Annotated in this window: 17 protein-coding genes and 1 pseudogene; 8 read left to right on the forward strand and 10 right to left on the reverse strand. The window is 71.3% G+C overall.

Going from position 1 to position 15,528, the window contains the following annotated elements:
- Positions 1-76: 76 nt before the first annotated feature.
- The 5 genes from OO68_RS00005 to OO68_RS00025 all read right to left on the reverse strand — a co-directional run bounded on the left by OO68_RS00005 (position 77) and on the right by OO68_RS00025 (position 5,092).
- Complete coding sequence (locus OO68_RS00005; RefSeq protein ID WP_033305981.1) at positions 77-577, reverse strand: hypothetical protein; 501 nt, start codon at positions 575-577, stop codon at positions 77-79.
- 633 nt (positions 578-1,210) lie between these two features.
- The gene (locus OO68_RS00010; protein ID WP_033305982.1) at positions 1,211-2,875 is read right to left on the reverse strand and encodes a recombinase family protein; all 1,665 of its coding nucleotides are present in this window, start codon (positions 2,873-2,875) and stop codon (positions 1,211-1,213) included.
- Between the two features lie 131 nt (positions 2,876-3,006).
- The gene (locus OO68_RS00015) at positions 3,007-3,186 is read right to left on the reverse strand and encodes a hypothetical protein (RefSeq protein WP_033305983.1); all 180 of its coding nucleotides are present in this window, start codon (positions 3,184-3,186) and stop codon (positions 3,007-3,009) included.
- A gap of 74 nt (positions 3,187-3,260) precedes the next feature.
- Positions 3,261-3,980 (reverse strand): NADPH-dependent F420 reductase, encoded by a 720-nt coding sequence (npdG, locus tag OO68_RS00020; protein WP_033305984.1) that lies wholly within the window; start codon positions 3,978-3,980, stop codon positions 3,261-3,263.
- A 38-nt stretch (positions 3,981-4,018) separates the two neighbouring features.
- Positions 4,019-5,092, reverse strand: coding sequence for a sialidase family protein (locus tag OO68_RS00025; RefSeq protein WP_033305985.1), 1,074 nt, complete (start codon positions 5,090-5,092; stop codon positions 4,019-4,021).
- Positions 5,093-5,210: 118 nt separating this feature from the next.
- Here OO68_RS00025 and OO68_RS00030 point away from each other — a divergent pair, with 118 nt between their 5' ends.
- On the forward strand, positions 5,211-5,813 hold the full coding sequence (locus tag OO68_RS00030) for a hypothetical protein (RefSeq protein ID WP_033305986.1): 603 nt from the start codon (positions 5,211-5,213) through the stop codon (positions 5,811-5,813).
- A 77-nt stretch (positions 5,814-5,890) separates the two neighbouring features.
- On the opposite strand, the gene OO68_RS00035 is transcribed toward OO68_RS00030, so the two are convergent.
- Positions 5,891-6,124, reverse strand: a complete 234-nt coding sequence (locus tag OO68_RS00035; RefSeq protein WP_031105401.1) for a hypothetical protein — start codon at positions 6,122-6,124, stop codon at positions 5,891-5,893.
- 58 nt (positions 6,125-6,182) lie between these two features.
- Between OO68_RS00035 and map the strand changes: the two genes are divergently transcribed.
- Both map and OO68_RS00045 read left to right on the forward strand, forming a co-directional pair.
- Complete coding sequence (map, locus tag OO68_RS00040) at positions 6,183-7,040, forward strand: type I methionyl aminopeptidase (RefSeq protein ID WP_033305987.1); 858 nt, start codon at positions 6,183-6,185, stop codon at positions 7,038-7,040.
- A gap of 105 nt (positions 7,041-7,145) precedes the next feature.
- Positions 7,146-7,793 carry a biliverdin-producing heme oxygenase gene (locus OO68_RS00045; protein ID WP_033305988.1) on the forward strand — a complete coding sequence of 216 codons (648 nt, stop codon included), beginning with the start codon at positions 7,146-7,148 and terminating at the stop codon, positions 7,791-7,793.
- A gap of 60 nt (positions 7,794-7,853) precedes the next feature.
- Here the strand turns inward: OO68_RS00045 and OO68_RS00050 are convergent, their stop codons facing one another.
- Positions 7,854-8,498: a PhzF family phenazine biosynthesis protein gene (locus tag OO68_RS00050; protein WP_033306410.1), complete on the reverse strand. Its 645-nt coding sequence runs from the start codon at positions 8,496-8,498 to the stop codon at positions 7,854-7,856.
- Between the two features lie 145 nt (positions 8,499-8,643).
- On the opposite strand from OO68_RS00050, the pseudogene OO68_RS00055 reads away from it, so the two are divergent.
- A pseudogene (locus OO68_RS00055) lies at positions 8,644-8,835 on the forward strand (iron transporter); the annotation flags it as partial.
- A 336-nt stretch (positions 8,836-9,171) separates the two neighbouring features.
- Positions 9,172-10,164: an SCO2278 family lipoprotein gene (locus tag OO68_RS00060; protein WP_051814207.1), complete on the forward strand. Its 993-nt coding sequence runs from the start codon at positions 9,172-9,174 to the stop codon at positions 10,162-10,164.
- A gap of 6 nt (positions 10,165-10,170) precedes the next feature.
- Here OO68_RS00060 and OO68_RS00065 read toward each other — a convergent pair whose 3' ends face one another.
- Positions 10,171-10,911, reverse strand: a complete 741-nt coding sequence (locus tag OO68_RS00065) for a bifunctional DNA primase/polymerase (RefSeq protein ID WP_033305991.1) — start codon at positions 10,909-10,911, stop codon at positions 10,171-10,173.
- 209 nt (positions 10,912-11,120) lie between these two features.
- Here OO68_RS00065 and OO68_RS00070 point away from each other — a divergent pair, with 209 nt between their 5' ends.
- Positions 11,121-11,978: a glycerophosphodiester phosphodiesterase gene (locus tag OO68_RS00070; protein WP_033306411.1), complete on the forward strand. Its 858-nt coding sequence runs from the start codon at positions 11,121-11,123 to the stop codon at positions 11,976-11,978.
- Here the strand turns inward: OO68_RS00070 and OO68_RS00075 are convergent.
- Entirely contained in the window at positions 11,957-12,598 is a 642-nt protein-coding gene (locus OO68_RS00075; RefSeq protein ID WP_033305992.1) for a TetR/AcrR family transcriptional regulator, read from the reverse strand. The genes OO68_RS00070 and OO68_RS00075 overlap by 22 nt on opposite strands.
- Positions 12,599-12,707: 109 nt before the next feature.
- On the opposite strand from OO68_RS00075, the gene OO68_RS00080 reads away from it, so the two are divergent.
- The gene (locus OO68_RS00080; protein ID WP_209442525.1) at positions 12,708-12,914 is read left to right on the forward strand and encodes a DUF6243 family protein; all 207 of its coding nucleotides are present in this window, start codon (positions 12,708-12,710) and stop codon (positions 12,912-12,914) included.
- Between the two features lie 131 nt (positions 12,915-13,045).
- Positions 13,046-14,422: a S28 family serine protease gene (locus OO68_RS00085; RefSeq protein ID WP_033305993.1), complete on the forward strand. Its 1,377-nt coding sequence runs from the start codon at positions 13,046-13,048 to the stop codon at positions 14,420-14,422.
- A 70-nt stretch (positions 14,423-14,492) separates the two neighbouring features.
- On the opposite strand, the gene OO68_RS00090 is transcribed toward OO68_RS00085, so the two are convergent.
- A complete protein-coding gene (locus OO68_RS00090) occupies positions 14,493-15,476 on the reverse strand; it encodes a small ribosomal subunit Rsm22 family protein (protein WP_033305994.1) in 984 nt (327 codons plus the stop codon).
- Positions 15,477-15,528: the final 52 nt, after the last annotated feature.

The raw sequence follows: 15,528 nt of genomic DNA on the forward strand, positions 1-15,528 counted from the left end.
ACCCGCTGAAACAGTTCCCACAGCCCGTCCGGAACCAGACGTCCCACCCACTCCATCGCGGCAGACAGCCTAGTGATCAAGCCAGTTGAGACGACCTCTTAAGGAGCGACGTGAGGCGACGCCAGGCGTCCAGGACATCCCCGCCCGCGTCGATAACCTGCTCTGCCGTGGTGACGTCGCCCAGGGTCTCTCCGGCGCTCCTCGCGGCGTCCAGGATCTCCGCCAGGCGGCCGTGGAGGTGCTCCAGGACGTCAGCGGACAGGGAGTCTCGCAGGAACTCCGCAGCCGCCTTCGTGACGTCCTCCAGGCGACGCAGGGCGACTGCCTCCGCCTCCCACATGAGGGCGTCAGCGTGTGCCTTCGCGGCGTCCTTCGCGAACGTCGACAGCCACTTGCCGGTGTCGGAGAACACCGCCACCGCCTCCGCCTGGACGTCCGCCAGAGCCTCCGCGGGCGCCTTCCCACGGGGGAGGTCCCGGCGGAGCTTCACAGCCGCCTCGTGGTGCTCCTGCGCCTTCGCGACATCAGGCACGGTCGCCCACGCTGCCGTGAGTTCGGGGTTCGTACTGGCTCGCATATCTACCTCTCTGGCGACACAAGAAAGGCGACCGACCCATGTTGGTCAGTCGCCGTGTGGCGCTCTGTCGGCTGCCACTGGGGGGAGTTCTTCAGAGGCTCCGCGCGCTCCGCACGTCGCTGCCGCACACGGGCGCGAATGGACTCTGCTGACGCCTCATAGCGAGCACGCTCAGCAGCGTTGACGCAGTCTCGGCAACGGCGCTTCAAGCCCTGCCGCCCTAACGCGTCCTTGTGGAAGTAGAGAGTCGTCCTCGGGAGTTGGCGCCCGCCCGCACCCGGGGCACGGATGGTGCTCACGCGGAGGCGTCGGGATGTCGCACATCGACATGGCATCCTCCGGTCTGTCGATCTGGCGAATCAGGGGCAAATAGAAATGGCGCCACCCGCAGGCAGCGCCATGGAAGATTGTTTGAGGTCCGGGCGACGGAGCGTCGGCCGTGGAGGCTGCGGAGGAGAGAGCGCTACTCAGCACAGCCGGCTCGACGTCGCCCGGACCTAGCACCGCTGAGAGGGAAAAGCGGCGCAGCATGCGAGGGGCCACGGCCCACAGCTCGTGATTCCCGGAGTACGCCGCCGCAGACATGACGAAAGCCACCTCCAGACTGGCCGGAGGGGGCTTTGTCGTGCGCTGTCAGTTGGCCAACTCAGCCGCTAGGCCGTCATGCTCCGCGGCAGCGTCGGCGAAGAACTCGGCAGTCACGTCGAACGACACCCGCGACTCGTCGAGCTTCCGCCACCCTCCACGGGTGCCCCTCTTGACGCGGACGACGACCCCGCAGTCCAGAAGCAGTGAGCGGCGTTCCAGGTCGTCACTCGCCTCCCACGTCTGCGCGTAAGTGGTCGACAGCTCCTTTACAACGGTCTGCGGCTCTGTCTTCGGCCGGGCCTCCAGTTCGACCAAGCGAGCGTCCAGGATGTCGTGGAGCTCCTGCCATGCTGCGATGGCTGCACGAGACTTCTGCTTGCCACGCTCCGCCAGGTGCGCCTTGAACTCCACCTCTGCCTCCTCGATCTCCGGCGCAGGGTCGTAGCCAGGGATCGTGATGTGTTCCTGAACCCGGACGCCCCCGAGCCGGCGCAGGAACTCCCGCTCCACGTACTCCTCTGCCCACGTCTGCTTGATCGACGAGGGGGCGGAGCATTGCATGCCGGGGCTGAAGGCCTGACACACGTAGTTCTGCGCCTTCGCCCGTCGTTGGAGGTACATGCGCCCGCCGCACCCGTCGCAGAGGAGCACGCCCAACAGGGGCGCGTTCGTGTCCTTGCGCTCGACGGGCTGTCGGGATCGAGCTTCGAACAGCGCGGAGACGTGGTCGAACTCCTCGCGGGTGAGGATCGGCTCGTCTGTGAAAGGCACGGGGACGCCGGTTTGCGTCTTACGGACTACCTGACCGTTGTACGTCTTCCACCCGAGCATGGCGTGATCAGTCAGCATCGCCTTAATGATCGCCCCCGTCCACCCTCGACGGTTTTGCGATGACTCTTCCTTCTCCGCCTCGTCCTCAGCGTCGTTGCTCAATTCTGCGTCGGCCGACGTTGCGGTCTGAGCCTGCCTGAGCTCCTGCCGCTTTTTCGCCCAGTAGCGCCGGGGCGTGAGAATGCCTTCCGCAGTCAATTCGATGGCGATAGCCGTCGGAGACTTCCCCTTCCCCGCTACGCTGCCTTCGCCCTTCAGGTCTCGGATGATCCGCTGTATCACCGACACCGCATACTCGTCGGGCTTGAGCGTCCACCCTCCGGATTCCAGGCGCGCAGGCTCGTAGCCATACGGAGGCCGACCGCCCTTCCATCGGTTCTCCATCTGCCGAATGGCAGCGTGCGCACCCGTAACGCGCTCTTTCGTGCTGACGCGCTCGACTTGTGCGGCGAAAGCGAACAACATCATCATCAATTCCGCCATGGGATCCATGGGGTTGCGGAAGTCGAAGATGAGTCGGCCGGCGTTACCCACGCCCTCGTCGAAGACGAGCATCTTCCGATGCTCCTTCGCCCACTTCGCCAGGTCATGCATATCCGACATAGATGCGATGGCTCGGTCAAAGCGCCACCACACAATGGCGTCGTACTCGTCGGGACGCGCAAGCCACTTGCCCAGTTGCGGACGGTTGAACGGGCTGAACTTCAGCGCTGAGACGTCGAGGTCGACGGCTTCACGAAGGCCGTCTCCCTCCCCGAAGTCGATGTCCAATGCTGCCGCTGACTTGTCGCCCGCCTCCCTCTGACGCTCCACGCTCGTGGTGGAGTCAGTGAGTACAGACAGACGGATAGCGCGCAGGCCGCGCAGTGGCTTCGCCATGAGGCCCCCCTCTAAAGGGCAGCATGGTACTGCACAGAGTTCGTAGTCGTGTACGTACTGCGGTCAGGAGCTGTACCGCTTCTGGCAGGGCTCGAACGAGTTCTGCTCGGCGGCTCCCTGACGGGCGCGGGTCAGCCGGCGACGGACTTCCGCTGCTTGGCGCGCTTGGCGTAGTACCAGCACATGTTGGACGACAGGCCCGCCAGCAGCACCCACACGATCCCGAGGAAGCTGCCCCGCGTGAAGGAGACCACGGCGGCGGCCACGGAGAGCACGCAGACGATCAGGGCGTAGAGGGCAAGGCGGGGCATCTCGGTCGACTCCTGTCGGGGGACACTTCGGGCACTGCTGGTGCCGTCCAGTGTCCCCCATGCCCGTCACCGGCTCACACGTCGGTGACGCGCAGGCCCGCGTGTGCCTTGTACCGGCGGTTCACGGAGATCAGGTTCGCCACCAGCGACTCCACCTGGTGGGCGTTGCGCAGCCGTCCGGCGAAGATGCCGCGCATGCCGGGGATGCGGCCGGCGAGGGCCTGGACGATCTCGACGTCGGCGCGGACCTCGCCGAGCACCATCACGTCGGTGTCGATCTCGTCGATCTCCGGGTCCTGGAGCAGCACCGCCGACAGGTGGTGGAAGGCGGCCGTGACGCGCGAGTCCGGCAGCAGGGCGGCGGCCTGCTCGGCGGCGCTGCCCTCCTCGGGCTTGAGGGCGTAGGCGCCCTTCTTGTCGAAGCCGAGCGGGTTGACGCAGTCGACGACGAGCTTGCCGGCCAGTTCCCCGCGCAGGGATTCGAGGGTCTTGCCGTGGCCGTCCCAGGGCACGGCGACGATCACGATGTCGCTGCGGCGGGCGGTCTCGGCGTTGTCGGCGCCCTCGACGCCGTGGCCGAGCTCCTCCGCGGCCGCTTGAGCGCGGTCGGCGGCACGCGATCCGATGATCACCTTCTGGCCGGCCTTGGCGAGCCGGTAGGCCAGGCCCTTGCCCTGCGGCCCGGTCCCGCCGAGCACCCCCACCACGAGTCCGGAGACGTCGGGCAGGTCCCAGGGGTCCTTGGCGGGGGCCTTCTGGGCGTTGTCGGCGGCAGCACTGTCGGTAGAGGTCATGGCCCCGACTCTACGACCGCGTCAGCGCGCCGGGAGGCTCAGGTCAGCTCCGTCACGGGCACCCGCCGGAAGGTGATCGTCTCGTAGGCGCCGAAGTCCCCGGTCTCGTAGAGCAGGCCCACGGTGCCGGCGTCGACGCGCACGAGGTCCGAGTAGGCGGCGGGCAGGCCGTCCACGGTGTGCGCCGGGCGCCAGGTGGTGCCGGCGTCGGTGGAGGCGCGGATCGTCATCAGGGCGCGGAAGCCCGGGTCGGCGGGGCCGGAGTACAGGAGCAGGTCGGGGTCGCGCAGGTGCAGGACGGCGGCCTGGCAGACCGGGGCGGCGAGACCGGCCTGGGGGCGGAAGGGCTTCACCAGGGTCTGTCCGCCGTCGGCCGAGTGGGCGTCGGCGCGGGTGCCGGGTGAAGGCGAGTCGTTGCGGGTGTTGAGGTAGACGCGGCCGTCGGGGAGTTCGGCGGCGGTGGTCTCGTTGGCGTTGATGTAGCCGTCGGTGTTGTCGTCGACGTAGCCGATCCGCCAGGTGGTGCCCTCGTCGTCGCTGAGCAGGCAGTGGCCGCCGTTGTACTTGCCCTCGGTGCCGTTGTCGGTGCCGGTGGGCGGCAGGGAGTGGTTGGCGGGGACGACGACCCGGCCGGTGCCCAGCTGGATCGCGTGGCCGGGGGTGGTGGCGTACCAGCGCCACTCGGGCCGCTTGGCCTGCTGGGTGATCTCCCTCGGCGCGGACCAGGTCCGGCCCTCGTCGTCGCTGTGCTGCACCCACACGCGGCGCCCGTCCGCCGCGCTCACCTTGCCGCGCCGGATGGCGTCCTCGGTGGCGAGGGCCGCGTTGCGCACGTGCACGAGGAGGACCCGGCCGGTGCCGAGGACGACGGGCGCGGGGTTGCCGGCGAGGGCGTCGCCGTTGCGGGCGGCGACCTGGAGCGGGCCCCAGGTGCGGCCGCCGTCCGTGGAGCGCTTCAGCACGATGTCGATGTTCCCGAAGTCGTCCCGGGAGCCGACCCGGCCTTCGCAGAAGGCGAGCAGGTCACCGGTGCCGGTGGCGACGACGGCGGGGATACGGAAACTGGCGTACCCCTCCTGTCCGGCGCGGAAGGGGACGCTGGTCTCGGTCATCGGCGGGTTCCTCCGGTCGTTCGACTGCGGTACGGGTGACCGGTCGGCCTACCCGGCCCGGGCGAATACGGGGTGAACCGCACGTCACGAGTGACCGTTCGGGGCAGGATGCGCTCCCATGGATGCGGTTCGGGTCGCTTTGCTGCGGGAAGTGCTCGCCGGGACGGAGTGGCTGGGGGCGACGCGGCGGTTCGCCGGGGCGCTGCGCGGCTCGGTGGTGTCGCACGGGGGCGGGCTGCTGCTGGTCGGCACGCCGGAGTACGAGCCGTGGCATCTCGCGGCGCACCTGGTGGACGAGGCGGCCTGGTCGGGCACTCCCGAGCTGGCCCCGACGCTGGTGCGGCACGACGCGCGCCCTTCGGATCCGGCACATCTGGCGGTCGGTCTGGGCCGGCTGGAGGCGGCCCGGCGGGGCGAGACGCTGCTGGTGGTCGCCCCCGCGACGCCCGCCGCACCGCTGGTGGAGCGGGTGTCCGACGCCCGTCGGGCGGGAGCGACGGTCCTGTCCCTCGGCCCCGGGCAGGGCGAGCTGCCGTCCGTGGCGCACGAGGTCCTGGCCGTGCCCGACGGTTCGGAACTGGACCTCGACACGGTGCAGCACCTGGTCAGCGCGGCGGCCGGGGAGAACGCCCTGCCGACCCCGCGCGGGCGGCGCCGCTTCCGGGACCGGGTGGCGCGCCTGGCGGAGCACCTGACGGCACCGCCGCCGGCCCGCTGGTGACGTCCGGGCGTCCTACGGTGAGCCTGAGCGAACGCCCGGGTCCGCGGCTGTCGCGGGCCCGGGCGTCGGAGGGGGGATCAGCTCTCGTCGTCCCGGCTGCCCGCCGGGGCGTCGTGCCACTTGGGGTCGTTCTCCCACTGGAGGTTGCGCTCGCGGGCGGTCGCCATCGCGTGTTCGGCCTCCGTGCGGGAGGCGTACGGCCCGAACCGGTCCTTGTTGGGGCACTCCGGCCCCTCCTCGACCTTCTTGTGCTCCAGGCAGTAGTACCACTCACCCGGCTTGCCGACCGTGCGCTTCTTGAACAGGGCCATGACCAGCTCCTCTCGCCATCGACATGTTCCCCCATGGCCGCTGGTTAGACTCGCTGGCATGTCTGGCCAGTCGCTGCTCGTACCGGGGGAGCTGTCCCCCACCCGTCCCGTGCCCGGAAACATCCGCCGCCCCGAATACGTCGGCAAGCCCGCGCCGACGCCGTACACCGGACCGGAGGTGCAGACGCCCGAGACGATCGAGGCGATGCGCGTGGCCGGCCGGATCGCGGCCCGGGCGATGGCGGAGGCCGCGAAGCTGATCGCCCCCGGGGTGACCACGGACGAGCTGGACAGGGTGGCGCACGAGTACATGTGCGACCACGGCGCCTACCCCTCGACGCTGGGCTACCGGGGCTTCCCGAAGTCGCTGTGCTCGTCGGTCAACGAGGTCATCTGCCACGGCATCCCGGACTCGACGGTGCTGCGCGACGGCGACATCGTCAACCTCGACGTGACGGCGTACATCGGCGGGGTGCACGGCGACAACAACGCCACCTACCTGGTGGGTGACGTCGACGAGGAGTCGCGGCTGCTGGTGGAGCGGACCCGGGAGTCCCTGGAGCGGGCGATCAAGGCGGTGAAGCCGGGCCGGCAGATCAACATCATCGGCCGGGTCATCGAGTCGTACGCCAAGCGCTTCGGCTACGGGGTGGTCCGCGACTTCACCGGGCACGGCATCAACTCGTCGTTCCACTCGGGCCTGATCATCCCGCACTACGACAGCCCGCACGCGACGACGGTCATCCAGCCCGGCATGACGTTCACGATCGAGCCGATGCTGACGCTCGGGACGCACGAGTACGACATGTGGGACGACGGCTGGACGGTTGTCACGAAGGACCGGAAGCGGACGGCCCAGTTCGAGCACACGCTGGTGGTGACGGACTCGGGCGCGGAGATCCTCACGCTGCCGTAACCCCGCCGCCCGCACACCGCCACCCGGCCCGTCCTCTCCTGCGAGGGCGGGCCGTTCCTTTCACCCCGGGGTTTTTACCGACAGCCCGTCGGGAAAAGAACGCCCATGGAATCCTTCTCCACGCTCCTTCGGACCACCTCTCGCGAGCAGCACGAGGAGGTCAGGGGCTCGGCCTTCATCGGCGACCTGCTGGGCCACAAGCTGGGGGTCGACGCGTTCGCGCGCTACACGGAGCAGCTGTGGTTCGTGTACGGCTCGCTGGAGGCCGGTGCCCGCCGGCTCGCCGCGGACCCGGTGGCCGGCCCCTTCGTCCGGCCGGAGCTGTTCCGCATGGCGGCCCTGGAGCAGGACCTGGAGTACCTGCGCGGCCCCGGCTGGCGGAGCACGGTCAGCGCGCTGCCGGCCACCCTGGAGTACGCGGAGCGGATCACGGAGTGCACCCGCGACTGGCCGGCCGGCTACATCGCCCACCACTACACCCGCTACCTCGGCGACCTGTCCGGCGGTCAGATCATCCGCGACACGGCCGAGAAGAACTGGGGCTTTTCGAAGAAGGGCGACGGCGTCCGCTTCTACGTCTTCGAGGAGATCCCCAACCCGGCCGCCTTCAAGCGGACTTACGCGCAGCTGCTGGACGCGGTGCCCGGCGACGAGCTGGAGCGGCAGCGGGTCGTGGCCGAGTGCAAGCGGGCGTACGGGCTGAACAACGCGGTGTTCGAGGCGCTGGGCGAGGAGTTCCCCCTGACGGCGTGAAGGGGCGGGGCAGATTCCTCTCGCACACTGTTCCACCCGTACGGACGCGCTCCGTCCGGGTCAGCGTTCGAGGTGGACCCGCCCGCCGACCTCGGTCCATCCGCCCGGCTGGGGCGCGGTCAGGATCTGGGAGCCCGCGCCCTGGGTGATGTTCAGGGCCCGGCCCAGCCGGTCGGTGAGCAGCAGGGCCGCGGCCCCGGTCGCCTCGTCCTCGTCGATGCCGTCGCCCCGGCCGGGGAAGGCCCGGGCCCGGATCCGCCCGGCGGGCTCGTCCTCCCACGCCCAGGCGTACACCCACTCCCCCGGCGGCGGCACGGCCAGGTCGTCGACCTCGGCGGCACTGCCGTACCGGCGCAGCGTCCGCGGGGGCACCCACTCCGCCCGGGCCTCGATCCAGCAGAACTCCCCGTCCTGCCGGGCGCCGACGACGCCCGCGGGCGTGACCAGTTCGGGCACGTCGAGCAGCCATGCCGTGCCGACGCAGGGGTGCCCGGCGAAGGGCAGCCGCAGCGTCGGGGTGTAGATGTCGATCACTCCGCGCTCGGGATCGTCGACGAACACGGTCTCGCTGAAGCCGACCTTCGCGGCGAACGCCTGCCGTTCGTCCCGCCCGGGCATCACGGATCCCTCACGCACGACCCCGAGTTCGTTGCCGTACCCGCCGTTCGGCCCGCAGAAGACGCGGAGCACGTCGTAGTCAGTCACGAGGAGCATTCTCGCCGGTCAAGGACGCACGCCGGTGCGCCAGGGGGCGTGAGGCGACCTTTGACCTTCCCTTGACGCAACCATGGGGGCGATTTTGAGCCACTTAGGCCATCCTTATGCCGTCTTAGGTGAGCCTCACCACAAGGCCTTCGACATCTCCGGCACGATCCCTCCGGACAGCTGGTACGGCACGCTCCTCAAGGGCGTCTTCAACTTCCAGCCCGACCCCACCACACTCCAAGTCACGGTGTGGCTCCTGTACTTGATCCCGACCCTGGCCTTGTTCCTGGCACCGACCCGGACCCCCGCAAAGGAGCCGGTACGCGACGGGGCGTGAAGCCGAGGCCGGGGCGTTCCGCAACCCGGCGGTGCGGGGCGCCGCCCCCAGCGGCACGCATGCCCGCAGGCGGCGCGGACCCGCACCCGCACCCGCGTACGGCGAGAAGGGGTCGTGTCGGGGGGTGTCCGCCCGCAGCGGTTGGCGCGTCAACGGACAGTCAGTCGGTGAAGGGGTCCATCGCGCCGTTCCGAGGACGGACACCCCCCGGCACGGCCCCGACCCACCACCCGGCGTCAGGCGAACCGGACGCGCACCCCCACCGCAACCCCCCGCCCAACCGCCGGAGGCACCCGGTAGGGTTCGCCTCCGGAAAGGGGAAGGTGAAGGTACCCGATGAGCAGGGATCGCGACCCTCGATCGCTCCGCAGGCCCGCCCGGAGCGCCCTCATAGCAACCTCGGTGACCGCTTTGTCACTGACGGCCAGTGGATGCGTCGTCGTGCACGGCGAACGTGAGATCCTCCCGTCCACGACCCGCGCCGAAGCCGCCAAGGCCCTCCAGGAGTTCACGGCCGCGTACAACGAGGCCGACAAGGCCTACGACGGCACCCTGGACGCCGACCACACCACCGGCGCCCTCGCCGACATCGACTCGGCCCGCCTCAAGGCCGGGAAGGCGAACAACCCGGACGGCAACCCGAACCACACCCCGCTGACGCTGACGGACGCGAAGTTCACCATCCCCAAGAAGGCCGGCTGGCCCCGCTGGTTCGTCGCCGACGCGGCCGGCAACAAGGGCGGCACCGCCCGCTGGCTGCTGGTGTTCACCCGCAGCAGCCTGGACGACCCGTTCCAGGTGGCGTACCTGACGCTCGTCGCCCCGGGCAAGGTCCCGCAGTTCAAGAAGGACGCCGACGGCTGGGCCGAGCCCGTCCCCGTGAACTCCACCGACCTGGCCACGGACCCCGGCGACCTGAGCCGGACGTACACGACGTATCTGAAGGACGGCGGAGAGACCTTCACGGACGGCCCCCACACCAGCCAGTGGCGTGCCGCGCGCCAGAAGAACTCCAAGAAGCCGGGCATGGTCACCCAGTACATCGACGAGCCGCTGACGAACGGCGACTACGCCCCCCTGGCGCTGCGCACGGCGGACGGCGGGGCGCTCGTGTTCTTCACCACCCGCCACTTCGAGAAGCAGACCGCCTACGCGGGCACGTCCGTCCCCACCCCCAACAAGGACGTCCTCGCCCTGACGAAGGGCGAGATCAAGCAGTCCTTCATGATGGAGTTCGTCTCCAACGAGGTGGCGCTGGACCCCAAGGGCCGGGGCAAGGTGACGATCCTGGGCAGGATCCAGGGCCTGACGTCGGCGGAGGGCTCGTAGCGGGCCTCAGTGCCGCAGGGGCCAGCCCGCCCCGGCGGAGTGGTCCGCGTCCTCACCGATGTAGCGCGCACAGACCTCCGTGAGCACCTCCAGCAGGCTCAGCGGATCCGGCAGCGCGTGCTCCGGCCCGCGCACCCACCGCACCGCCTGGTCCTCACCGGGCAGCCGCGCCGGCGGTACGAGGACGTAGGAGCCCCGGCAGTGCCAGCGCAGCCCGGGGTGCTCGTCCGCCGTCTCGGGGTGGCAGTCCAGTTCGCACGGCCACCACTCGTCCTCGTCCTCGGGCGTGCCGCGGGTGAGCGTGAAGAAGAGGAGGCGGCCGTCGTCGCTCTCGGCGACCGGACCGACCTCGATACCGGCGGCGAGCAGCCGCTCCAACGCGTCGCGACCGGCGTCGAGGGGCACGTCGAGGACGTCGTGCACCATGCCGGTCGCGGTGATGAAGTTGGCCTGGGGCTGGTGGCGGGCCCAGCGCTCGATCTGGCCGCGGTCGGTGGTCGACTGCGTCTGCCAGGCGAAGGACACCGGGTGCCGGGCGGGGGTGGGACAGCCGACCCGGTCGCAGGAGCAGCGGTACCCGTCCGCGGGGTGGGCCGCTGGCGCGAGGGGCAGTCCCGCCCCGGCGGCGGCGAGCAGCAGGGCCTCACGGCCGCCGTCCCCGGCGGTCTCCTTCGGCCGGCGCCCGGCGCGCAGCCACTGGGTGAGTTTGCCCTGCAGGCCGGTCCGGCCGCCGAACTCCGCGCTCATCTATCCCCTCGCCTCGCCGTCGTGCGGAACAGCATGCCTCATGGTCCCATCTTCCCGCGCACCGGGGGGCCAGTGCCCACCATCCAGGACAGGAAGGGCGCAACGTACAGCGGGCGTCCGAAGGGAGAAGAAACGGCGAACGCCACTTCCCACCATGATCGGGTGTCATTGCCCGCTTTGCCATGACATGGCGTCCTACCGTGGTCGCCATGGTCACATGGATCGCGCTGACGGGTCTGGCCTCCGCGGCTTCCGTGGTCTCACTGACCCTCATGGGCCCCGGCGGCAGTGCCCCGGCCCCGCTGGAGTGGGGCGCGGGTCCGCTGACCGTGGCGGCCCTGCCCCGGATCACGTACGTCGCGCACCGCGGTGGCGCCCGTGAGGTCCCCGAGAACAGCATGGCGGGGCTGACGACGGCCTACGAGCGCGGGACGGCGCAGGTGCTGGACTTCGACACACGGCTGCTGCGCGACGGCACGCCGGTGGTGTTCCACGACGAGACCCTGAACCGCACCACCTACCTGGGCGGCGCGGTGGGAGGCCTGGACGCCCGGGAGTGGCGGGGCGTACGGCTGCGCCCGAAGGACTGGCTCCCGGGGAGCTGGCGGTCGGAGCGGCCGCCGACGGTCGCCGAGGTGCTGGATCGTTTCGGCGGGCGGATCGTGCTGATGCTGGAGGCGAAGGACCCGCGGAGCCTGGACCGGCTGGCCCGGCTGATCCGCGCCCGCGGCCTGACCCGCTCGGTGTTCGTGAACACCAACGACCCCGAGGTGGCCAGGCGCGTCCACCGCATGGGGCTGCTCTCCCAGTTGTGGCGCTCGGCGCAGCAGCTGCGCACGGACCGCCCGGAGCGCTGGCGGTCGTTCGTGGACCTGCTGGACGTGGACCACCGGGCGCGCGACGCGGACCTGGTGCGGGCGGTGAACTCGGGGATCGCGCGGGTGTGGGCGCACACCGTGCTGACGGACGCGCAGCGGGACCGGGTGCTGGCGCTGGGCTGTTCCGGCGTGATCACGGACGCGCCGGGACGCCTGGCCCGGGCCGCTCAGCGCGGAGCCAGGCCGTGAAGGGCGTAGTCCACGAGGGTGTCGGTGTACTCGTGGGAGATCGGGCCGGTGTGCTGGAGCCAGCGCTGGGCGAGCGGGGAGATGAAGAACTCCAGGGCGATGCGCGGGTCGATCTCGGGCCGCACCTGGCCGGCCTCCTGCGCGGCGCGCAGCCGGCCGATGTAGAGGTCGAGTGAGGGCTGCATCAGCTTGGCGACGAGCTCGCGCCCGAGCTGCTCGTTGACGACGCCCTCGGCGGCCAGCGCGCGGGACGGCACATCGAATTTCGGGTCGCGCATCTGGTCGACGGTGGCGCGCAGGACGCTCTTGACGTCGGCGGCGAGGTCGCCGGTGTCCGGGAAGACGTACGGCTCCGGCCCGGCCTCCGGCACGGCCTGCTCGGCCAGGTCGAGGAACGCCTCCATCAGGACGTCCGCCTTGGACGACCACCACCGGTAGATCGTCTGCTTGCCGACACCGGCGCGGGCGGCGATGCCCTCGATGGTGGTCTTGGGGTAGCCCACCTCGACGACGAGCGCGAGGGCTGCGTCGTAGATGGCGCGGCGGGACTTCTCGCTGCGCCGGGTGGAGTCGGGGGCGGGCTTGCCGGGGGCGGGCTGAACGGATTTCTGGGCGGCCATGCGTCGAATTTATCAGGTTGACAAGACGGAGCGTCTCGCGGACAGTGGAGCAGTACGCACGAGACGAACCGTCTCGTCGCGACATGTGAAATCAGGGAAGGAGCCCGGGATGACCCGAGGCGGAGCCGGAAACCTGCTGGGTGTCGGCGGATCGCGCAGGAACCTCGGCCGCAAGGCGCTGCGCGGCGGCGGCCGGGCCGGCCGGATCGGCGGCGGTCTCGACCCGCAGGCACAGAAGCGCGAACTGCTGCGCAAGCTCCAGGAGCAACGACAGCAGCGGGAAGGGCGGGAGGGCACGGCCGGCGAGGAGTCGTGAGCCTCCCCCGCGCGAGGGAGACCGGACCCCCGCGCGCGGGATCCTCCCGGGACGTGCGGCGGATGTACTGAGGCGGTCGCGGCCCGCGACCGGCGCACACCGCCGCACGGACACCCGGGAGGACTCGGCTCATGACCGCATGGACCAGACGACGGCTGCTCACCTCGGCGGCGGCCACGGCCCTCCCGGCAGCGGCCACGGCCCTCCCGGCGGCGGGCCTCGCCACCGCGGCGGCCCCGCCCGCGCGGGCGGCGGCAGCGACGGCCCGCTCCGCCGAAGCCGACGTGGCCGACGCCTTGAGGGCCCTGCCCGGAGTGCGTCTGATCGAGGAGCGGCAGGACGCCGAACCGGGGTACCGGCACTTCGTCCTGGGCCTGCGCCAGCCGGTCGACCACACGAACCCCGCCGCGGGCACCTTCGAACAGCGCCTCACCCTGCTCCACACCGCCGCCGACCGCCCCACCGTGCTGTTCAGCACGGGCTACCAGGCGGTCCTCACCCCCCGGCGGACCGAACCGGCCGTGCTGCTCGGCGCCAACCAGCTCCAGGTCGAACACCGTTACTTCGGCGCATCACGCCCCGCGGACCCCGGTTACGCCCACCTCACGATCCGCCAGGCCGCCGACGACCACCACCGTGTCGTGCGGCTCTTCCGCCGGCTCTACCCCGGCGCGTGGATCTCCACCGGCGGCAGCAAGGGCGGCATGGCGAGCGTCTACCACCGCCGTTTCCATCCCCACGACGTCAACGGCACGCTGGTCTATTCGGCCCCGAACAACGCCGACGACCGCGACGACTCCGCGTACCTCCGCTTCCTGGAGACGGTCGGCACCCCAGCGGCGCGGGAGGCCCTGAAGGCGGCCCAGCGGGCGATCCTGCTGCGCCGGGCCGGGCTGGTCGCCCGCTACGACGCCTGGGCGGCCGCCTCCGGCGACACCTTCCGGCTCGTGGGCGGCGCCGACAGGGCACTCGAAATCGCCGTCCTGCGTGCGCCGTTCATGTTCTGGCAGCGCGGTACACCGGCCGACATCGCGGCGATCCCCGGCCCCGGGGCGACGTCCGAGGAGCTGTACACCTGGCTGGACGACACCGCGGGCCTGGCCCTGTACGCCGACACGACCGCCCGGAACTACATCCCGTACTGGTACCAGATCGGCACCCAACTGGGGTACGGCAGCTTCCCCACCGCGCACCTAGCGGACCTGCTCCGCCACCCGGGCGCCGCCGAGCCGCGCAGTTTCGTCCCCCGGGACGTCCCCCTGCGCTTCGACCGGGCCGCCATGCCCGACATCGACCGCTGGGTCCGGCGGCGCGGCAGCCGGCTGCTGTTCGTCAACGGCACCCGGGACCCCGCCGTCGCCGAGCACTTCCGCCCCGGCGGCCCGGGCTCACGGCTGCTGTGGGCACCGGGCGCGAATCACGGCGCCGACATCGCGGACCTGTCCCCCGCCGACCGGGCCTCGGCGGAGGACACGCTGGTCCGCTGGGCGGGTCAGGAGCCGCTGTAGCCGACCTCGCGCCGAGGCGCGGGCCGGGGCAGGGCGCCGGTCTCCGTGCGGCGTGAACGGCGGCAGCTGCTCAGGAGGGCGGCCAGGCGTCTCCCCAGTCGGCGTCCCGTGCGGCCCTGTACAGGTCGCCGTGGCGCTTGGTGACGGTGGCGCGGCGCAGGGACGGTTCGCTCTCGCACAGGTCCAGGAGGACCTGGCCCTTGCGGATCTGGGGGCGCCGGACGACCCGGTTGGCAGCCGGTTCGGCGGGGAAGCGGGCGGCGGCGACGTAGGCGAACTTCTCGTCCTCGTAGGCGAGCGAGCCGCCCTTGACCTGGCGGTGCAGCGAGGAGCGGCTGACCCGGGCGGAGAAGTGGCACCAGTCCGTGCCGGGGGCGATGGGGCAGGCGGCGCTGTGCGGGCAGGGGGCGGCGATGCGGAAACCGGCCGTGATCAGCCGGTCGCGCGCCTCGATGAGGCGGGCGTAGCCGTCGGGGGTGCCGGGTTCGACGATCACGACGGCCTGCGCGGCGGCCGCGGCGGCGTCGACGAGGGCGGTGCGGTCGGCGGCGGTCAGCTCGTTGAGGACGTAGGAGACGGTGACGAGGTCCGTGCTGTCGAGGGTGAGAGCCGCTCCGAGCCGGGAGCGCTGCCAGCGTACGTCCCGCAGTTCCGGGTTGGCCGCGGCGATCTCCCGCCCCAGGGCGAGCGCGGGCTCGGCCCAGTCGAGCACGGTGACGGGCCGCTCCCCGCCCCAGACCGCGTTCACGGCCCAGGCGGCGGCGCCCGTGCCCCCACCGAGGTCGGTGTGCCCGCCCGGCACCCACGCGGGCACGGCGTCCGCGAACGCCTCCAGCGCGGCGCGCACGGCCTCGAAGGTCGCGGGCATCCGGTAGGCGGCGTAGGCGGCGACGTCGGCCCGGTCCCGGAGGATGGGAGCGTCGGTCGGGGTGGCCCCCCGGTAGCTGGCGATCAGCCGCTCGACCGCCTGCGAGGCCTGCCGCGGCGGCAGCCCGTCGAGCAGACCGGCAAGAGCGGCACGGAGATTTTCGGCCGGGGGTGCGGGGGCGTTCACCCGGCGATTCTACGAGGCGGGCGGGGCGGGCGCGGCGCTCCCCGGACGCCCC

This window comes from Streptomyces iakyrus (assembly GCF_000717055.1).
In the GTDB taxonomy this organism is placed as follows: domain Bacteria; phylum Actinomycetota; class Actinomycetes; order Streptomycetales; family Streptomycetaceae; genus Streptomyces; species Streptomyces iakyrus.

Excerpts from the sequence above, each read along its gene's own strand:
- OO68_RS00005 (WP_033305981.1), bottom strand. The coding sequence starts at position 577 with ATGCGAGCCAGTACGAACCCCGAACTCACGGCAGCGTGGGCGACCGTG.
- OO68_RS00010 (WP_033305982.1), bottom strand. The coding sequence starts at position 2,875 with ATGGCGAAGCCACTGCGCGGCCTGCGCGCTATCCGTCTGTCTGTACTC.
- OO68_RS00015 (WP_033305983.1), bottom strand. The coding sequence starts at position 3,186 with ATGCCCCGCCTTGCCCTCTACGCCCTGATCGTCTGCGTGCTCTCCGTG.
- npdG (WP_033305984.1), bottom strand. The coding sequence starts at position 3,980 with ATGACCTCTACCGACAGTGCTGCCGCCGACAACGCCCAGAAGGCCCCC.
- OO68_RS00025 (WP_033305985.1), bottom strand. The coding sequence starts at position 5,092 with ATGACCGAGACCAGCGTCCCCTTCCGCGCCGGACAGGAGGGGTACGCC.
- OO68_RS00030 (WP_033305986.1), top strand. The coding sequence starts at position 5,211 with ATGGATGCGGTTCGGGTCGCTTTGCTGCGGGAAGTGCTCGCCGGGACG.
- OO68_RS00035 (WP_031105401.1), bottom strand. The coding sequence starts at position 6,124 with ATGGCCCTGTTCAAGAAGCGCACGGTCGGCAAGCCGGGTGAGTGGTAC.
- map (WP_033305987.1), top strand. The coding sequence starts at position 6,183 with ATGTCTGGCCAGTCGCTGCTCGTACCGGGGGAGCTGTCCCCCACCCGT.
- OO68_RS00045 (WP_033305988.1), top strand. The coding sequence starts at position 7,146 with ATGGAATCCTTCTCCACGCTCCTTCGGACCACCTCTCGCGAGCAGCAC.
- OO68_RS00060 (WP_051814207.1), top strand. The coding sequence starts at position 9,172 with ATGAGCAGGGATCGCGACCCTCGATCGCTCCGCAGGCCCGCCCGGAGC.
- OO68_RS00065 (WP_033305991.1), bottom strand. The coding sequence starts at position 10,911 with ATGAGCGCGGAGTTCGGCGGCCGGACCGGCCTGCAGGGCAAACTCACC.
- OO68_RS00070 (WP_033306411.1), top strand. The coding sequence starts at position 11,121 with ATGGTCACATGGATCGCGCTGACGGGTCTGGCCTCCGCGGCTTCCGTG.
- OO68_RS00075 (WP_033305992.1), bottom strand. The coding sequence starts at position 12,598 with ATGGCCGCCCAGAAATCCGTTCAGCCCGCCCCCGGCAAGCCCGCCCCC.
- OO68_RS00080 (WP_209442525.1), top strand. The coding sequence starts at position 12,708 with ATGACCCGAGGCGGAGCCGGAAACCTGCTGGGTGTCGGCGGATCGCGC.
- OO68_RS00085 (WP_033305993.1), top strand. The coding sequence starts at position 13,046 with ATGACCGCATGGACCAGACGACGGCTGCTCACCTCGGCGGCGGCCACG.